The sequence below is a fragment of the Enterobacter sp. ECC_219_Taxon_10 genome (assembly GCF_058354905.1).
Map to the genome: position 1 here is coordinate 3,027,474 of NZ_CM178005.1, position 17,382 is coordinate 3,044,855.

At 56.0% G+C, this 17,382-nt stretch carries 17 protein-coding genes and 2 pseudogenes; 8 read left to right on the plus strand and 11 right to left on the minus strand.

The genetic code is table 11. The features are described 5' to 3' along the window. Nucleotides 1-62 precede the first annotated feature (62 nt). The gene (gene dsrB, locus AC4ICF_RS14460) at nucleotides 63-251 is read right to left on the minus strand and encodes a protein DsrB (protein WP_013097741.1); all 189 of its coding nucleotides are present in this window, start codon (nucleotides 249-251) and stop codon (nucleotides 63-65) included. 129 nt (nucleotides 252-380) lie between these two features. Here dsrB and yodD point away from each other — a divergent pair, with 129 nt between their 5' ends. Together yodD and AC4ICF_RS14470 are read left to right on the plus strand one after the other, a co-directional pair. Beyond that, nucleotides 381-608, plus strand: coding sequence for a YodD family peroxide/acid resistance protein (gene yodD, locus AC4ICF_RS14465; RefSeq protein WP_048959254.1), 228 nt, complete (start codon nucleotides 381-383; stop codon nucleotides 606-608). A 301-nt stretch (nucleotides 609-909) separates the two neighbouring features. Next, nucleotides 910-1,710, plus strand: coding sequence for a mannosyl-3-phosphoglycerate phosphatase-related protein (locus AC4ICF_RS14470; RefSeq protein ID WP_316379472.1), 801 nt, complete (start codon nucleotides 910-912; stop codon nucleotides 1,708-1,710). On the opposite strand, the gene dgcQ is transcribed toward AC4ICF_RS14470, so the two are convergent. From dgcQ to AC4ICF_RS14485, 3 genes are all read right to left on the minus strand, one after another. Continuing rightward, entirely contained in the window at nucleotides 1,695-3,395 is a 1,701-nt protein-coding gene (dgcQ, locus tag AC4ICF_RS14475; RefSeq protein WP_316379471.1) for a cellulose biosynthesis regulator diguanylate cyclase DgcQ, read from the minus strand. The two genes, AC4ICF_RS14470 and dgcQ, sit on opposite strands and share 16 nt — an antisense overlap. Before the next feature lie 72 nt (nucleotides 3,396-3,467). After that, nucleotides 3,468-3,650 carry a YodC family protein gene (locus AC4ICF_RS14480; RefSeq protein WP_116338958.1) on the minus strand — a complete coding sequence of 61 codons (183 nt, stop codon included), beginning with the start codon at nucleotides 3,648-3,650 and terminating at the stop codon, nucleotides 3,468-3,470. Between the two features lie 78 nt (nucleotides 3,651-3,728). After that, nucleotides 3,729-4,643, minus strand: a complete 915-nt coding sequence (locus AC4ICF_RS14485) for a DUF808 domain-containing protein (RefSeq protein WP_192984988.1) — start codon at nucleotides 4,641-4,643, stop codon at nucleotides 3,729-3,731. A 175-nt stretch (nucleotides 4,644-4,818) separates the two neighbouring features. On the opposite strand from AC4ICF_RS14485, the gene yedA reads away from it, so the two are divergent. Beyond that, on the plus strand, nucleotides 4,819-5,733 hold the full coding sequence (yedA, locus tag AC4ICF_RS14490; protein ID WP_028013712.1) for a drug/metabolite exporter YedA: 915 nt from the start codon (nucleotides 4,819-4,821) through the stop codon (nucleotides 5,731-5,733). Here yedA and AC4ICF_RS14495 read toward each other — a convergent pair. The 3 genes from AC4ICF_RS14495 to AC4ICF_RS14505 form a co-directional block, all read right to left on the minus strand. Continuing rightward, nucleotides 5,705-6,196 (minus strand): very short patch repair endonuclease, encoded by a 492-nt coding sequence (locus AC4ICF_RS14495; RefSeq protein ID WP_316379470.1) that lies wholly within the window; start codon nucleotides 6,194-6,196, stop codon nucleotides 5,705-5,707. The two genes, yedA and AC4ICF_RS14495, sit on opposite strands and share 29 nt — an antisense overlap. Further along, nucleotides 6,177-7,592, minus strand: a complete 1,416-nt coding sequence (locus AC4ICF_RS14500) for a DNA cytosine methyltransferase (RefSeq protein ID WP_316379469.1) — start codon at nucleotides 7,590-7,592, stop codon at nucleotides 6,177-6,179. Before AC4ICF_RS14500 ends, AC4ICF_RS14495 begins: the two co-directional genes overlap by 20 nt. Before the next feature lie 61 nt (nucleotides 7,593-7,653). Continuing rightward, nucleotides 7,654-8,355: a phosphohydrolase gene (locus tag AC4ICF_RS14505; RefSeq protein WP_316379668.1), complete on the minus strand. Its 702-nt coding sequence runs from the start codon at nucleotides 8,353-8,355 to the stop codon at nucleotides 7,654-7,656. A 285-nt stretch (nucleotides 8,356-8,640) separates the two neighbouring features. Between AC4ICF_RS14505 and ompC the strand changes: the two genes are divergently transcribed. Next, nucleotides 8,641-9,747 carry a porin OmpC gene (gene ompC / locus AC4ICF_RS14510; protein WP_233002662.1) on the plus strand — a complete coding sequence of 369 codons (1,107 nt, stop codon included), beginning with the start codon at nucleotides 8,641-8,643 and terminating at the stop codon, nucleotides 9,745-9,747. Nucleotides 9,748-9,806: 59 nt separating this feature from the next. Here the strand turns inward: ompC and AC4ICF_RS14515 are convergent, their stop codons facing one another. After that, a complete protein-coding gene (locus AC4ICF_RS14515) occupies nucleotides 9,807-10,670 on the minus strand; it encodes an N-acetylmuramic acid 6-phosphate etherase (protein ID WP_166711619.1) in 864 nt (287 codons plus the stop codon). A 165-nt stretch (nucleotides 10,671-10,835) separates the two neighbouring features. On the opposite strand from AC4ICF_RS14515, the gene AC4ICF_RS14520 reads away from it, so the two are divergent. Together AC4ICF_RS14520 and dcuR are read left to right on the plus strand one after the other, a co-directional pair. Continuing rightward, nucleotides 10,836-12,452 carry a sensor histidine kinase gene (locus AC4ICF_RS14520; RefSeq protein ID WP_316379468.1) on the plus strand — a complete coding sequence of 539 codons (1,617 nt, stop codon included), beginning with the start codon at nucleotides 10,836-10,838 and terminating at the stop codon, nucleotides 12,450-12,452. Continuing rightward, nucleotides 12,449-13,168, plus strand: a complete 720-nt coding sequence (dcuR, locus tag AC4ICF_RS14525; RefSeq protein ID WP_116338943.1) for a two-component system response regulator DcuR — start codon at nucleotides 12,449-12,451, stop codon at nucleotides 13,166-13,168. The genes AC4ICF_RS14520 and dcuR overlap by 4 nt, the downstream gene beginning before the upstream one ends. Here the strand turns inward: dcuR and AC4ICF_RS14530 are convergent. Together AC4ICF_RS14530 and AC4ICF_RS14535 are read right to left on the minus strand one after the other, a co-directional pair. Then, a complete protein-coding gene (locus AC4ICF_RS14530; RefSeq protein WP_316379466.1) occupies nucleotides 13,149-14,111 on the minus strand; it encodes an FAD:protein FMN transferase in 963 nt (320 codons plus the stop codon). The two genes, dcuR and AC4ICF_RS14530, sit on opposite strands and share 20 nt — an antisense overlap. A 58-nt stretch (nucleotides 14,112-14,169) precedes the next feature. Beyond that, nucleotides 14,170-14,469: pseudogene (locus AC4ICF_RS14535) on the minus strand (FAD-binding protein); the annotation flags it as partial. Between AC4ICF_RS14535 and AC4ICF_RS14540 the strand changes: the two are divergent. Together AC4ICF_RS14540 and fumA are read left to right on the plus strand one after the other, a co-directional pair. Next, a pseudogene (locus AC4ICF_RS14540) lies at nucleotides 14,455-14,775 on the plus strand (anion permease); the annotation flags it as partial. The pseudogenes AC4ICF_RS14535 and AC4ICF_RS14540 sit on opposite strands and share 15 nt — an antisense overlap. A gap of 53 nt (nucleotides 14,776-14,828) precedes the next feature. Then, on the plus strand, nucleotides 14,829-16,478 hold the full coding sequence (fumA, locus tag AC4ICF_RS14545) for a class I fumarate hydratase FumA (RefSeq protein WP_316379462.1): 1,650 nt from the start codon (nucleotides 14,829-14,831) through the stop codon (nucleotides 16,476-16,478). Here the strand turns inward: fumA and AC4ICF_RS14550 are convergent. Next, nucleotides 16,467-17,360: a LysR family transcriptional regulator gene (locus AC4ICF_RS14550; protein ID WP_316379461.1), complete on the minus strand. Its 894-nt coding sequence runs from the start codon at nucleotides 17,358-17,360 to the stop codon at nucleotides 16,467-16,469. The genes fumA and AC4ICF_RS14550 overlap by 12 nt on opposite strands. Between the last annotated feature and the right edge of the window lie 22 nt (nucleotides 17,361-17,382).

Below are 17,382 nucleotides of genomic sequence, written 5' to 3' on the forward strand. Positions count from 1 at the left end.
TGGCCAGAGATTTTTGCTTTTGCGGACGTAGTCGGGCACGCGCAATGCCACCCGACGCCGTACTACTCCGCTTTCTCAACAAAAATGCCGTCCGGATGCCCCAGCTCGTTAAAAAACCAGATGCCGAGCGGGTAATCTTCCAGTGAGACCAGGTACATTGTGCCTTCACTAAACTCTTCAATTGCCAGCACCACCCCCGGGCGGCGCGGCCCACCGTCCGTTTTAACGGTTACCCGATCGTTGACCTTCATACATTCCTCCTCTGGTTTTGAGCCAGTGTAGAACAAAACGCAAAAACACACATCGCCGCACGGCGTGAATGGCGTTTTTATACACAGTCTATACTTAGCGTTGGACACGGTTGAATGAGGAACCCCGTAATGAAGACCGATAAAGAGTACAGCGACACCATCAAGCGCGAAGTTGAGGTGGATGTCGATGCCCTGCTGGCCGCCATCAATGAGATCAGTGAGTCAGAAGTCCGCCGCACGGACGATGGTTCGGACCACGTCATTGTTAACGGGAGGGATTATCACACCTATCGCGAGCTGGCGGAGGCCTTCGAGCTAGATATTCATGACTTTAGCGTGTCTGAAGCAAATCGTTAGCACGAAAAAAATCCCGGTCATGGGGATGGCCGGGATCAAAACTTGCTTATGCAAGAAGCACTTGAAAATTCGTTACACCAGGAAATCTGATGTACAAACAACACTATCCCCAACGATTTTGCATGACAAGCATATATTCTTACAGTGAATATAATATTTTTAACATAATCGTTTTGGTTATGAGCAACAACATACGCCGAATGCGGGTTTGGCTGGATCGGTTCTCCTGAATCCGGTTTAAGCGCAGATAATTTTTTAGGAATATTCTTAGATTAAGACTCATTCGTTTTCGGGAGTTACTATGCTTTCACTCCAGGGTTCCCTGCTGATTTTTTCCGATCTGGATGGATCGCTGTTGGATATTCATACCTATGAGTGGCAGCCCGCGATGCCGTGGCTCGATAAACTGCAGGATAACCAGGTGCCGGTAATTCTTTGCAGCAGCAAAAGCGCGGCAGAGATGCTGGATATCCAGCAGGATTTAGGTCTCGAAGGCTTACCTTTTATCGCTGAGAACGGCGCGGTGGTTCAGCCTGACGTACGCTGGGAGATGGGTCAGCGCCACATCAACGGCATGACGCACCGGGAGATTCATCCGCTTATTGAGCAAATCCGCCAGCAGGCAGGCTTCAAATTCACCACCTTTGACGATGTGGACGAACGCGTCATCAGCGAATGGACGGGGCTGACCCGCTACCGGGCGGCGCTTGCCCGCAGGCACGACGCCTCCGTCACGCTCATCTGGCGTGATTCCGACGAAGCCATGGCCCGGTTTGAAGCGGCGCTGGCGCAGCGAGGACTGAAATGCCTGCAGGGAGCACGTTTCTGGCACATTCTTGATGCCGGCTGCGGTAAGGACGTTGCGGCTAACTGGCTTATCGCGCAGTACCGTGAACGGGAAAATATTGAACCCATCACCCTGGGGCTCGGCGATGGGCCAAACGACGCGCCGTTGCTGGACAGCGTGGACTTCGCGGTGGTGATTAAGGGCATAAACCGCCAGGGTATTAGATTACGGGACGATAGCCCCAGCCGGGTTTATCACACCCGGCAGGCGGGACCGCTCGGCTGGCAGGAGGGGCTGGATCACTTTTTGTCATGATCGTGCCAGACAACCCGGTTACGTCCGCCCTGTTTAGCGTTGTACAACCGGGCATCCGCCACGGACCGCAGCTGTTCGAAATCGTAGTTTTCGTTTTCCTGCGCGCTGCTGACGCCGAGTGACGCGCTGATGCGCAGGGTCGTACTCTTCTTCACCAGAATCTCCTTGCTGTTGATTCGGCAACGAATACGCTCCGCGACGCCTCTCGCCTCCTCAAGACCAAGCCCCGGCAGAACGATACAAAACTCTTCCCCGCCCACGCGTCCTGCCACATCGTTCTTGCGTAACGTACTGGCAATCAACCCTGCCGTGTGGGAGAGCACCTTATCCCCGGCCTGGTGGCCAAAACGGTCGTTGATGCTTTTAAAATTGTCGAGATCGATCTGAATAACCGAGAACGGCAGCGACTGCTGGCGACAGGTTTCCGACAGCAATTTTGCGCGGTCGAACAGCGCGCCGCGATTATTCAGGCGGGTGAGCGGGTCATGCCAGGCCTGCCACTGGAGCGAGTGCTGGAGCGTATACATGTTGCTGACCATCCGACGGATAACCAGCCACGAGATCAATAGCATGGCGGTAAAGAGTGCCCACATCAGCGCCAGCACAATACTGATACTGCCGAAGTCATCTTGTACCCCTTCATGCAGGGTGTGGATCCGCAAGACGACGCCATCGAAGTGGTTGAGCCGCTCCCAGCTGATAAAACGGCTTCCAAGGCGGATCCCACCGCCGGTATCGTTCTCAATCGCCTGCGCTATTTGCGCCGTTTCGCGTTCATCAAAATGGTTAACCGGTTTTCCTGAACGGTCAGAGGTGGCAATCATATTGAGGCGAGTGTCGTACAGCTGATACTCCCCTTCCGTCCGGTCTTCCGTCGCGTCAGCCAGCAGGCGCTGCATCGTGCTCAACGCAAAATCCATCGCCACAACGCCGTACCAGTAATGGTCGAAATAGATGGGCACGCTGGCGGCGATCGTGCGTTCCTCCCCGGTCCATGAGGAAGGCGTAGAGATGAACCAGCGCACCGCGCGGGCGCGGTTGTTGCGCTCTGACTGCTGGGTAAACCAGGGCTGCGTGACCAGATGGTAATAGCGGGAGGTGATGTCGCCCGCCAGGTCCGGCGTATCCGTGGAAAGGAAAAAACCGGCGCGGGAGACGTAGGTCGCGCGTGATTCCGTTTGCGCTCGCGTGGACGCCAGCCTGAGCAGATACCCTACTTCGAGCGCGGCAGAAATTTCATGACTGATGCGGTCAGGGTCACGGTTCAGAAGCGTGGTTTTTTCGACGAACGCATCCGAAACGCCGTTAATGGGCAGGGTCCGCTTTTTATCAACGGCGATTTGCCAGGTAGGCTGCTTGCGGACGGTGTTGAAGCGTGACACGGCATTCTGCAGGACATCAAACGCCAGCGGCATCTGGATCGCATCGCGTATGCCCTGGCGGAACAGCAGCATCCTGTCCACGCTGTTCTGTAACTGCTTGTCCAGCGAGCTGGCCACGGTTTCCAGATGGTTCCGCTGGCTGGAAATGTAGGCCTCTTCAAGCACCACCACCTCACGCCAGGTCAGGAGAGTGGAAAACACCAGAACGATCAGAAAACAGAGATTAACAATCAACCCCGGATTGCTACGCTTATGCAGCCATTGCAGAAAAGATTGTCTTACAACAAAGGTATCGCGCTGCACACACACTCCCTGACAACTGCCTACACCCGGTACTGGAGATAAAAACGCCCGGCAAAGCCGGGCGTTATGTGATTAAGCCTTGTCCCGCTTGTGCTGCCCGTCACCCGGCTGAAGCTCATCTTCACGAAATGCTTCCCGCTGGACGCTAAAGCCATCGTGCCACCGACACTCCACCATTCCGCTGGAATACCCGGTGACAATCATACGTGGGCCGCCCTTCTTAGGCTTAACTTCATCACTGACCAAAAAGACCATACCTGCCTCCTGTATCAGGGTGAAACTGTTTCAATTTAGACGAGGAATGGTCTTTTTGCATCCTGCGACGGGTAACAATTAGTGCGCTGTACCGCGCATTTTTTCAACCAGTTTCACCGCTGCCACCACGATAGCGCCAACGATAAAGCCCAGCACAAGATTAAGCAGCGTCGGCAGAATAGCGGCCACCACGCTCCCCTGCGCCGAGGAGAAATGTTCGATAGCATGATGCAGCGGAGCAATGCCGTGAACCACAATACCGCCGCCCACGAGGAACATCGCCAGGGTGCCCACCACGGACAAGCTCTTCATCAGCCACGGCGCCAGCGTCAGTAAGCTCTTGCCGATGCCTTTTGCCACCGCGCTTGATTTCTCCTCCAGCCAGTAGCCGATATCATCGAGCTTCACGATCAGACCGACCAGGCCGTAGACGCCTACCGTAACCAGAATGGCGATCCCGGAAAGGATCAGCACCTGATTCAGCAGCGGAGCGTCGGAGACAATGCCCAGCGTAATGGCAACGATCTCTGCTGAAAGAATAAAGTCGGTGCGAATGGCGCCTTTGATTTTATCGCGCTCGAAGACTTTCGGATCCTGCGCGGCCAGCGCTTCAAGGCGCTGCTGACGCGCCTCCGGGGTATCCTTCTGCTTGCGAGAGCTCAAAGAGTGCAGGACCTTCTCCACGCCTTCGAAGCATAGAAATGCCCCGCCAATCATCAGCAGCGGCGTGATGGCCCAGGGAATGAATGCGCTGATCAGCAGCGCCAGCGGCACCAGGATCACTTTATTCAGAAACGAGCCTTTTGCCACGCCCCACACCACCGGCAGCTCACGGTTAGCCCGTACCCCGCTCACCTGCTGAGCGTTAAGCGAGAGATCGTCCCCCAGCACCCCTGCGGTTTTCTTCGCCGCCAGTTTCCCCATCACGGAAATATCATCCAGTAAGGTGGCAATATCATCCAGCAATGTTAATAAGCTACTTCCTGCCAAAATGGTGATCCTTCTTTTTTTGGTAATTAAGTGAATAGTATGGAGCAAAAGCGCAATCGCGGAAACAGGCACCTTGCGTCAACAAAAATTTCACATCAACTACACAATTAAAGGGCTCGCCAGCGCGATAGTTTTCGCGTTTACTATCAGCGACCTTTTTATTTCGTCGTGAGGGATTATGCGTTTCCGGCAACTGCTTCCGCTTATTGGGGCACTTTTTTCGCTGTATATCATCTGGGGTTCCACCTACTTTGTCATTCGCATCGGCGTAGAAAGCTGGCCGCCGCTGATGATGGCGGGCATTCGCTTCCTCTCGGCGGGCGTGCTTCTGCTGGCCTTCCTGCTGCTGCGCGGGCATAAGCTTCCTCCGCTTCGCCCAATGCTGAACGCCGCCCTGATAGGCCTGCTGCTGCTGGCGGTCGGTAATGGCTTTGTGACCATTGCCGAGCACCAGAACGTACCGTCTGGGATCGCCGCCGTGGTCGTTGCCACCGTACCGCTGTTTACCCTCTGCTTCAGCCGCCTTTTCGGCATCCGCACCCGCAAGCTGGAGTGGCTGGGGATTGGCATCGGCCTTGCCGGCATTATTCTGCTCAACAGCGGCGGTAACCTGAGCGGGAATCCGTGGGGCGCAGTGATTATCCTTATTGGCTCGATGAGCTGGGCGTTCGGTTCCGTATACGGTTCTCGTATCGAGCTGCCGACCGGCATGATGGCGGGGGCAATTGAGATGCTTGCGGCTGGGATTGTGCTGCTGCTGGCCTCAGCCCTGACGGGCGAGGAGCTGACTACCCTGCCGCCGTTGTCGGGCTTCCTGGCGGTAGGTTACCTGGCGCTGTTCGGCTCCATCATCGCCATCAACGCCTATATGTTCCTGATCCGTAACGTCTCTCCGGCGGTCGCCACCAGCTATGCCTACGTCAACCCGGTCGTGGCCGTGCTGCTTGGCACCGGGCTTGGCGGTGAAACGCTCTCTCCGGTTGAGTGGTTAGCTTTAGGGGTGATTGTTTTTGCCGTCGTGCTGGTGACCTTAGGCAAATATTTGCTGCCGGCAAAGCCCGTGGTTACGCCTTGCGAGGTGGAGAAACCGTAAGCGCGTGGATCCCCTGCGTGTCGATCTGCGCGGCCTCGCCGCCGCCGCAGATCCACTCTTCCAGCCGTTCGCTCAGATCGGCATCGTTCAGCTTCAGCCGCCCTTTCAGCGCACATTCCCAGACGATCAGCACCCTCCAGCCCTGCGCGACAAGCGTGGCAAGATCCCGCGCGTCTCGTTCAACGTTCTTGCCAATCTTCTCCAGCCAGAAATCGGTGCGCGTCGCAGGAACTTTAAACAGGTAGCAGTCGTGATGATGCCAGAAACAGCCGTGGGTAAAGATGATGCACCGATACGCGTCAATGACGAAATCCGGGCGACCCGCAAGTGCGGGATCCTGCACGCGAAAGTCGAAGCCCGCCTGTGTCAGCAGACCGGCCAGACGCTTTTCTATCGCGGTGTCACGCGTGCCGATGGCACGCATGTTTTTGCTCCGCGTGGCCTTATCGTGAACGTCCGTCATTGACGGCCTCATCCTGGCGGAGCGCCACCGCCTGTCTGATGCGCGGGGCCAGCAGTTTTGCCACCGCCGCGAACGCGGGCACCACCACCGAGTTACCAAACTGACGGTAAGCCTGAGTGTCCGAAACCGGAATGCGGAAACGGTAGCCCTGTGGCGTTTCAAAGCCCATCAGCCGGGCGCACTCCCGCGGCGTGAGGCGCCGCGGACGGTGACGCTGGTTTTGCGGATCGTCGAAATCTTTCTCGCCCAGCGCTTTATCCCAGCCTCTGTCGATCAGTATTTCCGCGCCGTCTTTGTAGTAGCGAGCGGACAGCGTGCGGGTCACGCTGTGCGGATCGTTTGGGTTCACCATGCCAAACCCAAATCCGTTGCCTTTGGCCTGATGCTTTTTGGCATAGCGGTAGAGGTATTTCCACAGGATCGGGGTAAGGATAAATTTCGCGTCGACCACCGGCTCCAGCAGGTCGGCAATGGTTGGACGACGCTCGGGGTATAAGGAGGGAATATCCCGCAGGGTGAAATCCCCCTTCAGATTGAGATCGCGGCGGAAACCGACGAGCACAATGCGTTCGCGATGCTGGGGCAGGAAGTGTTTCCCGTCGATAATTTTCGGGTCATCCGCGCCCATGTCCTCGGAATCGGCCACGTCATAGCCCAGCTCATCCAGCGTTTGCATGATAATGCGGAAGGTCTTTCCACCGTCGTGGCTCTTTAAGTTTTTGACGTTTTCCAGCACGAATATGGCCGGGCGACAGGCGTCAATGATTCGGGCCACATCAAAAAACAGCGTCCCCTGGGTATCGCAGGCGAAGCCGTGGGCACGTCCGAGGGCATTCTTTTTGGATACGCCGGCCAGCGAGAAAGGCTGGCACGGGAAGCCCGCCAGCAGCACGTCATGCGCCGGAATCGTCTGACGAATATGCTCGGCGGCTTGTTCATCCGTAACGCCGCTTTTATGGCTCAGGGTGACATCGCGGATATCGGCGTTGAACTGATGTTCCTGCGGATCGCAGTACCAGTTCGCTTTATAGGTGCGTACCGCATGTTTGTTCCACTCGCTGGTAAACACGCACTGACCGCCGATAGCTTCAAAGCCGTGCCGGATACCGCCGATGCCGGCAAACAGATCGATAAAGCGGAAGGCATAGTTCGGGTGCGCGGCAGGTGGCCGCGGAAGCAGATTTTGCAGATAACGAAATTCGCCTTCGCTCAGGCGGCGCCCTGCCCGATCGCTGGTCACTAGCCGCTTAAGGATGGCCGGGCTCCAGTGGCTCTCGCCGTGCGCCACAAGCTGGTTTGCCAGCGTTTTAGCGTCATAAATATCCAGCAGCTGGCGCAGTAATGCCTGCACCGTTGCCGTTGACTTCTCTGCCTGCTCAGACGCGGGCTCTGTCACTGATCGATTTTCCTGCATTCTTTTAACCGGGCAATAAAGACTGGGAACAGATTACCACAGTTCACTTGCGCAAACTGCGACGGAAGCGGTGTTGAATCTGGCTATCCAGCCCGATGCAGTCGCCCTGTAATTCGGCACTGAGTTTCGCCATAAACTGAATCAGAAAATCGGCGTTGTGCTGCGCGAGCTCGCGCCCGACCTCGGTTTGCATTGTATCAGGCAAGCGCAGCAGCTTGGTCTGAAAATGATCGAGCGCAAACGCCCGGTCATCAAGCGGGCGCGCGTCGGCAAACGGATCGTCCGCGTTAAAAAGCGGTACGCCCAGCGCGCCTGACACGGCAAACACGCGCGCCAGACCGATCGCTCCCAGCGCCTCCAGACGATCTGCATCCTGGACAATTTTGGCTTCAATCGTGTGCGGCGTCAGTCCGGCACTGAAACTGTGCGCCTCGATGGCGTGCTCCACGGCGGCGTAGCGATCCGACGGGAAGTCAGGGAAATCGCGGTGCAGAATCTCTCGCGCCCTGCGCGCCGCCAGACGCGACGACTGGCTGCGTTCAGGATGGTTTTTCGGCAGGCTGACGATGTCATGAAAATAACAGGCGGTCAGGATCGTCAGCGGGTCGACGTGATGATGCACCATGATTTTCTGCGCCGTCATCCAGACGCGACGGAAGTGTGAAATATCGTGCGCGGTGTCGTCGGTCGCGTGATGTTCATTAAGCCAGGATTCAAAGCGCTGCTGCCACTGTATAAGTTCCATCATCCTTTCCTGTTACGAAAATGGGCGCTTAATTATAACATAGCCAAATGAAATAAATTAAAAAATAGAAATGCGGAATACTTAATAATAATTACACACAATATATACAACCGATCAATTCATTAAAAAAATAAAGAGCCCAACTGAAATATTATGAAATATTTTTACCCATTTAATTACATTTAATTTTGAACCAAATTAACAACCCATAGAATAGTATCAGAAACGTAATTACGGAGAGTAATTACATATATTCATATAAATTATTGTTAAAGGGAATATATAATGAAAAGAAAAGTTCTGGCAATTCTGGTACCCGCAGTGTTAATGGCTGGCGCAGCACATGCCGCCGAAGTCTATAACAACAACGGCAATAAATTAGACTTATACGGTAAAGTCGATGGCCTTCACTACTTCTCTGACAACACCAATTCCGACGGCGATATGAGCTATGTTCGTCTGGGTTTTAAAGGTGAAACGCAGATCAATACTCAACTGACCGGCTATGGCCAATGGGAATATAATATCCAGGCGAACAATACTGAGAGCAGTGGCAACCAGGCGTGGACCCGTCTTGGTTTCGCGGGCCTGAAATTTGGTGACTACGGTTCGTTCGATTACGGTCGTAACTATGGCGTTCTCTACGACGTTGAAGGTTGGACCGATATGCTGCCTGAATTCGGTGGGGATTCCTACACCTACACCGATAACTTCATGACCGGTCGTACGAATGGCGTTGCAACGTACCGTAACAACGGTTTCTTCGGCCTGGCTGACGGACTGAATTTCGCTATTCAGTACCAGGGCAATAACGAAAGTGCCTCTAACGATCAGGAAGGTACAGGCAATGGTCGCGACATTCGTAAAGAGAATGGCGACGGTTGGGGTCTTTCCACTTCCTATGATTTCGGTATGGGCTTCTCCGCGGGTGCAGCTTATGCCTCCTCTGACCGTACCAACGATCAGGTAACCAAAACAAATGCAGGCGGCGACAAAGCCGACGCCTGGACCCTGGGTATGAAGTACGACGCCAATAATATTTACCTGGCGACCATGTATTCAGAAACCCGAAATATGACCCCATACGGTGATTATTTCGTCGCAAACAAGACTCAGAACTATGAAGTCACCGCACAGTATCAATTCGATTTCGGTCTGCGCCCTGCAGTTTCTTTCCTGATGTCTAAAGGGAAAGACCTGAACTCTTATTACGGCAGCGATAAAGATTTGGTTAAATATGCTGACGTTGGCGCAACCTATTATTTTAACAAGAATATGTCTACCTATGTTGATTACAAAATCAACCTGCTGGATGAAGACGATAACTTCTATCAAGCGAACGGCATCAGTACTGATGACATCGTAGCGGTTGGTCTGGTATACCAGTTCTAATCCTTCCCTGAAAATAATAAAGCCCGCAGCGCGGGCTTTATTATTTCAGAGGCAAAGTTTCACGGCGCTTCCTGCAACGCCACGCGGATAAACCCGTTATTCTGCGCCAGCAGCTCATGGGCTTTCCACGCATCCAGACCGGTCAGCACCATCAGCACCGCCGTTTTACAGTGATGGTTACAGCTCTCCAGCGCGGCCTTTGCCTGCGCCCGGCTGCATCCCCCCGCCTCCATCACAATGGCGATTTGCCGTTCAGCCCATTTGGTACTGCTTGCCTCAAGATCCACGCGCAGGTTGCTGTAAACGCGCCCGGTGCGAACGGCCAGCCCGGTGGTAATCATCGAGAGGATCATTTTTTGCGCGATCCCCGCCCTGGTATTGAGATACCCGGCAACCACATCAGCCCCCAGTTCAGGGGCAATTACCATGCTTGCCAGCTGCGCCGCTTCACTTTGTGCATCACCGGTGATGACCGCAACAGGCGCTCCCAGCGACCAGGCATGCCGCATCGCTCCCCAGACCCACGGCGTTTTTCCGCTGACGGTCACCGCCAGCATCATATCGTGTTCACCAAATTTGATGGCCTGCAGGTCAGCGACCCCGCGCTCGTAGCGCCCTTCTCCCTCTTCTGCCGTCACGGCAATTACAGGGGTTTTCCCCGGCGCATAATCATCCGCAGCCTGCCGTGCGGCGCAGCCCGACTGTCCTGCCCCGACGATGACCAGACGGCCACCGTGGTTGAGCGCCGCGGCGGCGTTATCCACCACGCGGGCGATTGTCGTTAAGCAGGGGGTTATAGCAGCAGAAATGCGTGCATCTTCCTCGTGGATAACCTTCAGCATGTCCAGCGTGGACAATCTATCTATATTCATCGTGCTGGCATGCCGTCTTTCCTTGACCGAACCGGTAAGCGTAATGCTCATAAACAGCCTCCTTATTATGAGTACCCACACACTATAAAGTGTTTTATATAGATGACCTGCGAGTGGGGTCACGAAAAGAAGAGCAAATCGACGCTTTTACATGGCTTTAAGAAAAGCCCATCATCAGCGATAATCACCCCCTTTCTTAATCATCGCGGAGTGTTGATGAGCGATCTGCAGCCTTTCCCTCTGACGCGCAAGCGCCCCATGAAACTGTACACGCTGGTCACGTTGATGGTGTCCGCGATTATCGCCTCAGTGCTGCTGGTGGTTTTTGCGCTCTATTCCGTGCAAATCACCCGGGCGACCCGCGATGATGTAAAAGATACCGCGTTGGGTATCGCCCGCACGCTGGCCGACAGCCCGGAGATCCAGCGCGGCCTTATGCAGTCCCCGCAGGCCGACATTATTCAGCCCATCGCCAAAGCCGTTACCCAACGCAACGATTTGCTGCTTACCGTGGTGACCGACATGCGGGGGATTCGCTACTCGCACCCGAACGAGGCGCTCATCGGCCTGCATTTTATTGGCAACGATCTCGAACCCGCGCTGGAAGGCAAAGAGAATGTCTCGGTAAACCGCGGCGCCCTCGCCGAAGCGCTTCGCGTTTTCACGCCGGTCTATGACAGACAGCACGATCAGATCGGGGTCGTGGTGGTCGGTATTTCCCTCAAAAAGGTGGAAGATCAGATAGCCCGCGGGCGGCTTAACGCGCTCTGGACGATTTTGTTCAGCATCTTTATGAGTTCAATGGCGATTTGGGGTCTGGTGCGAGTGCTGAAGCGCATTCTGTTCGGGCTCGAACCCTATGAGATCTCCGCCCTGTTCGAACAGCGCCAGGCGATGCTGCAGTCGCTTCGCGAAGGGGTACTGGCCGTCGACATTCACGGCCGCGTGACGATGATTAACCACACCGCCAGAGAGATTTTACTCCTGCCCTCCGGCAAGCAGTCGGAAAACGCCAGCGCTCCCCTGCTGGCCAGCCTGCGGGAGATTTCAAAGACGGGCGTCGCGCGTCAGGATCAGGAGATCAGCTGTAACGGCCGGCTGCTGCTGTGCAATATGGTGCCCGTCAAAAGCCAGGAGCGGGTCATCGGTGCGATAGCCACCTTCCGCGATAAAACGGAAATCAGCCAGCTGATGCAGCGTATTGACGGCATGGTCAACTACGTCGATGCCCTTCGCAGCCACACGCACGAGTTTATGAACAAACTGCATGTGATCCTGGGCCTGCTGCACATGAAGCGCTACGACAAGCTGGAGGAGTACATCATCCAGACGGCGCACAATTACCAGACGGATATCGGTACGATCCAGAGCAAGGTAAAATCCCCGGTCGTTGCCGGGTTCCTGCTGGGTAAAATCAACCGGGCGAAGGAAGCGGGCGTCACCCTGACGCTGGCGGATGAATGCCTGATACCGGATACCGCCAGCGAAGAGCAGGTCGCGGTGCTGATCACCGCGCTGGGTAACTTAATCGAAAACGCGCTCGACGCGATGGCAGGACAGCAGGAAGGCGAGATTGGCCTGCTGCTACATTATCAGAATGGCTGGCTCAGTTGCGAAGTCAGCGACGATGGCCCCGGCATTGATCCCACCCAGCTGGAGGCTATTTTTACTAAGGGGTTCTCAACAAAAGGTGAAAACCGCGGCGTTGGGCTGTTCCTTGCTCGCCAGCAGATCCAGAACCTGGGCGGCGATATTACCGTCGAGTCTGAGCCTGGCGTATTTACCCAATTTTTTGTTCACATCCCCTGGGATAGCGAGAGGAATATCGCGTGATAAATGTATTAATTGTCGATGATGACGCCATGGTGGCCGACCTCAACCGTCTGTACGTCAACCGTGTTGAAGGCTTTAGCTGCTGCGGCGTCGCCTCCACGCTCAACCAGGCCAGAGCCATTATCAATAACCCCAGCCAGCCTGTCGACCTGGTGCTGCTGGACGTCTATATGCAGCAGGATAACGGGCTGGATCTGCTGCCCGATATTCGCGCGTCAGGCCGTCCGATTGATGTGATTATGATCTCGTCCGCTGCCGATGCCGCCACGATCCAGACCTCCATCCACTACGGCGTGGTGGATTATCTTATCAAACCGTTCCAGTTCCCGCGCTTTGAAGAGGCGCTGAACGGCTGGAAGGCAAAGCACAGCCTGATGGGATCGCACCAGTATTACGAGCAGGCGGACGTCGACCGGCTGATCCACGGCGGGGCGCCGGAACTGGCGGACAGTAAGAAATTGCCGAAAGGGTTAACGCCGCAAACGCTGCGCACCATTTGCCAGTGGATTGACGGCCACCCGGAGACGGAATTTTCCACCGACGATCTGGCTAACGCGGTAAATATTTCACGCGTCTCCTGCCGCAAATACCTGATCTGGCTGGCACAAATCAACATCCTTTTCACCAGCATTCACTATGGTGCCACCGGCCGCCCGGTGTATCGCTACCGCTTACAGCCGGAGCAGATCGGGCTGCTCAAACAGTACTGCCAGTAACGCGGTAGCTCTCGTCCAGAAGGGTAAAACGGAAGTGGTGCATCGAGGAGATCACCACTTCTTTTGTCCTGGTCACAAAGATAGCTTCTATATCCGGACGCGCGCGCAGGGCGGCGCAGCCTTTCTCTACCCCCATGCCGTACATCAGCGTGGTCCAGATATCGCCATCAATAGAGTCTCTGGAAATGATGGTGACGCTGTCCAGCTCGTTGTCGAGCGGGTATCCGGTACGCGGGTCGAGAATATGGTGATAGCGTTTGCCGTTCTGCTCAAAGTAGCGCTCGTACGTTCCCGACGTCACCACAGAGAGGTTCTCCACCGTCATCGCGCCGATCAGCGCATCACCGGCGAACGGCTTTTTCAGCCCCACGCTCCAGCCGCCTTCCGGCGAGCCTAACGTCTGGATATTTCCGCCAAGGTTGATCAGCCCCAGCTCAGCCCCCTCTTTGCGCAGGTAGTCCCGAACCCGGTCGGCAATATAGCCTTTGGCGATGGCCCCCAAATCGATCTCCATCCCCGCTCTGGTCAGAAACACGCTGGTCTGCGCCTCATCAAGGATGACATCCTCTGGCCGGGTAATCGCCAGCAGCGAGGCAATTTCATCGGCAGGCGGAACGCTGTCGCCCTGAAAGCCAATCTTCCAGCGCTTCACCAGCGGACCGATCGCCAGGTTAAAGGCGCTGTTTTTAAGCAGGCTTGCCGCTTTCGCACAGCGGATCAGCTCAAACACCGGACGGCTGACGGTAACCGGATGCTGACCCGCCGCCTGGTTGATGTCCATTACCTGCGAATGCGCGCGGTTAACGGTGAGGAGATCTTCGTACTGTTTGATCAGGCGGAAAACGCGGGACGCGAGGGCTTCGTCATGGGAGAAGAGTTTCAGGAGAATGGGCGAGCCCATCAGAACGGCGGAGTAGCTGTAAACGCGATGGCTATCAGGCATAGCATGAATCCTCAGATGTAGCCCCGGCAGGCACTGCGCCGCCGGGGAAACAGGTGCCTTACGTTCTTTTTGAGCGCATCGCCGCCTGATGTCCTGCAAGGGTACCAAAAATAATGATATCCGCCACCGCGTTACCGCCGATACGGTTAGCGCCGTGGATCCCGCCAACCACTTCACCCGCAGCGAATGCCCCCGGCAGCACATTGTGGTTGCTGTCCAGCACGCAGGTTTCGGTGTTGATGGTCACGCCGCCCATGGTGTGGTGCACGCCCGGTGCAATCTGAATGGCGTAGAACGGCCCTTCGTTGATGGGCGCACGCAGCGCGGTGGTGCGGCCAAAATCATCGTCGTGCTGCTGGCGTTCTACCTATTGCACTACCTGTTTGCCAGCACCACCGCGCACACTACCGCGCTGCTGCCAGCGATGCTGACCATCGCCTCCACCATTCCGGGCATGAATATGGAAGTGTTCGTCCTGCTGATGGTGACCTCTCTGGGCGTGATGGGGATCATCACCCCGTACGGTACTGGCCCAAGCCCGATCTACTACGGCAGCGGCTACCTGCCAACCAAAGACTACTGGCGCCTCGGCACCATCTTCGGTGCTATCTTCCTGGCGGCTCTGCTGCTGATTGGTTATCCGTGGATGTCCATGATGTTCTGATTCCTGACCGCCGGACTTCTCCTCCGGCGGTTTTATTTTTGTGGAGCAATACTATGTCGAATAAACCGTTTTTTTATCAGAACCCCTTCCCTCTTTCCCATGACGACACCGAATACTACCTGTTGACCAAAGAGCACGTTTCCGTAGCCGAGTTCGACGGCCAGGAAGTCCTGAAGGTGGAGCCGGAAGCCCTGACCCTGCTGGCGCAGCAGGCCTTCCACGATGCCGCATTTATGCTGCGTCCTTCCCATCAGAAGCAGGTTGCCGCCATTCTCAACGACCCGGAAGCCAGCCAGAACGACAAATACGTTGCCCTGCAGTTCCTGCGTAACTCTGAAATTGCCGCCAAAGGCGTGCTGCCAACCTGTCAGGACACCGGCACCGCGATCATCATGGGTAAAAAAGGCCAGCGCGTCTGGACCGGCGGCGGTGACGAAGCGGCCCTGAGCCAGGGCGTGTATAATACCTACATCGAAGATAACCTGCGCTACTCGCAGAATGCGGCGCTGGACATGTATAAAGAGGTGAATACTGGCACCAACCTGCCTGCGCAGATTGATCTCTACAGCGTTGACGGCGATGAGTACAAATTCCTGTGCATGGCAAAAGGCGGCGGTTCCGCCAACAAAACCTACCTCTATCAGGAAACCAAAGCGCTAATCACCCCGGCGAAGCTGAAAAACTATCTGGTTGAGAAAATGCGCACCCTGGGTACCGCGGCCTGTCCGCCGTACCATATCGCGTTTGTGATTGGCGGAACCTCAGCGGAAGCCACGCTGAAAACTGTTAAACTGGCCTCGACCCGCTACTACGACGCGCTGCCAACCGAAGGCAACGAGCACGGCCAGGCGTTCCGCGACGTTCAGCTGGAACAGGAACTGCTCCAGGAAGCGCAGAACCTCGGCCTCGGCGCGCAGTTCGGCGGGAAATACTTCGCCCACGACATCCGCGTGATCCGCCTGCCGCGCCACGGCGCCTCCTGCCCGATCGGCATGGGCGTCTCCTGCTCCGCGGACCGCAACATCAAGGCAAAAATCAACCGCAACGGGATCTGGATTGAGAAGCTGGAGCACAACCCGGGCCAGTATATTCCAGAATCACTGCGCCAGCAGGGTGAAGGCGACGTGGTCAGCATTAACCTGAACAAGCCGATGAACGAGATCCTGGCGCAGCTCTCCGCGCACCCGGTCTCTACCCGCCTGTCGCTGAACGGCACCATCATCGTGGCGCGCGACATCGCCCATGCGAAGCTGAAAGAGCTGCTCGACAACGGTGAAGAACTGCCGCAGTACGTTAAAGATCATCCGATTTACTACGCAGGGCCAGCCAAAACCCCGGAAGGCTACGCCTCTGGCTCACTCGGCCCGACCACTGCGGGACGCATGGACTCGTATGTCGACCTGCTGCAATCCCACGGAGCAAGCATGATCATGCTGGCGAAAGGCAACCGCAGCCAGCAGGTGACGGATGCCTGCCATAAGCACGGCGGCTTCTACCTGGGCAGCATCGGCGGCCCGGCGGCGGTGCTGGCGCAAAACAGCATTAAGAGCCTTGAGTGTGTGGCCTATCCTGAGCTGGGAATGGAAGCCATCTGGAAAATTGAAGTCGAAAACTTCCCGGCGTTTATCCTGGTGGATGACAAAGGCAACGATTTCTTCCAGCAGATCCAGAACCAGCAGTGTAAAGGCTGTTCACAGCGCTGAGTGCTTCCATAGCTCCGGCAAAAGCGACAGCGTGTCAGCAATGATGGCGCGCTTGTCGCTTCCCGGCTTCCAGATGGTGACCATCGTCTGACTAATCCCCTGGCTGCCCACTTCGGTGAGCAGCCTTTTTACGTTTTGCCACCGCACGGCATGAAAATGGGTTGGTAAGAACCCCCAGCCGCATCCTCGCTCCAGCAGACCGCGCAGCATCTCCGGCTCGTTCGTAAAAAGGGTATGCCCTGAAATCTGCAGGCGACGCGCAACCGGCTCGTCCGAGTCTGGGTACATAACGACCTGCGGAACCAGGGAGAGATCAAGCAGTGAAAGGGGGGATGACGTCCCCGTAAACAGGGTACAGGAGGCGTAAAAATCCATATCGATTGCGCCCAGGGCCCGCCACTCCATGTTATCGCCCACGCTGCGGTTGCGCGCCTGGCAGATGGCCAGGTCCGCGCGCGCGTTCGCCAGCAGCCGTTCAGATTCATCGCGCGAGGCGCAGATGAGGCTCAGGCGGATTTTTCGCGCCGCCATTTCAGCGATGACCCTGTGCAGAAAAACTCTGGGCGTAAAAGGATCGTAGACCAGGGTCAGGTCCTGCGTAGCGCCGTGGGGCACCTCCCTGGCGAAGGCCTCAAAGGCTTTGACCTGCCGCATCAGCAGATGAGCCTGACGCTGGAGCTGCTCGCCTTCCGGCGTGAGCCGCAGGGTACGCCCGTCGCGAATAAATAGCGCGTAGCCTAACCCATCCTCAAGAAAATCAACCAGATCGCGAAGCGTCGTTCGGTCTTTCTTCAGCACCACTGCCGCTTTACTCAGGCTCCCGTTTTCAGCCACGGCGGTGAATGCCTCAAGCTGTGCAAAGGAATAGATCAGTCCAGCCACGCTACGCTCCCTCTGTTTTTTT

What these genes read in the sequence shown, in the direction of transcription:
- dsrB (WP_013097741.1), bottom strand. Translation starts at nt 251, where the DNA reads ATGAAGGTCAACGATCGGGTAACCGTTAAAACGGACGGTGGGCCGCGC.
- AC4ICF_RS14530 (WP_316379466.1), bottom strand. Translation starts at nt 14,111, where the DNA reads ATGCCTGATAGCCATCGCGTTTACAGCTACTCCGCCGTTCTGATGGGC.
- AC4ICF_RS14480 (WP_116338958.1), bottom strand. Translation starts at nt 3,650, where the DNA reads ATGGTCTTTTTGGTCAGTGATGAAGTTAAGCCTAAGAAGGGCGGCCCA.
- AC4ICF_RS14505 (WP_316379668.1), bottom strand. Translation starts at nt 8,355, where the DNA reads ATGGAACTTATACAGTGGCAGCAGCGCTTTGAATCCTGGCTTAATGAA.
- ompC (WP_233002662.1), top strand. Translation starts at nt 8,641, where the DNA reads ATGAAAAGAAAAGTTCTGGCAATTCTGGTACCCGCAGTGTTAATGGCT.
- fumA (WP_316379462.1), top strand. Translation starts at nt 14,829, where the DNA reads ATGTCGAATAAACCGTTTTTTTATCAGAACCCCTTCCCTCTTTCCCAT.
- AC4ICF_RS14470 (WP_316379472.1), top strand. Translation starts at nt 910, where the DNA reads ATGCTTTCACTCCAGGGTTCCCTGCTGATTTTTTCCGATCTGGATGGA.
- AC4ICF_RS14515 (WP_166711619.1), bottom strand. Translation starts at nt 10,670, where the DNA reads ATGAGCATTACGCTTACCGGTTCGGTCAAGGAAAGACGGCATGCCAGC.
- yedA (WP_028013712.1), top strand. Translation starts at nt 4,819, where the DNA reads ATGCGTTTCCGGCAACTGCTTCCGCTTATTGGGGCACTTTTTTCGCTG.
- yodD (WP_048959254.1), top strand. Translation starts at nt 381, where the DNA reads ATGAAGACCGATAAAGAGTACAGCGACACCATCAAGCGCGAAGTTGAG.
- AC4ICF_RS14520 (WP_316379468.1), top strand. Translation starts at nt 10,836, where the DNA reads ATGAGCGATCTGCAGCCTTTCCCTCTGACGCGCAAGCGCCCCATGAAA.
- AC4ICF_RS14495 (WP_316379470.1), bottom strand. Translation starts at nt 6,196, where the DNA reads ATGACGGACGTTCACGATAAGGCCACGCGGAGCAAAAACATGCGTGCC.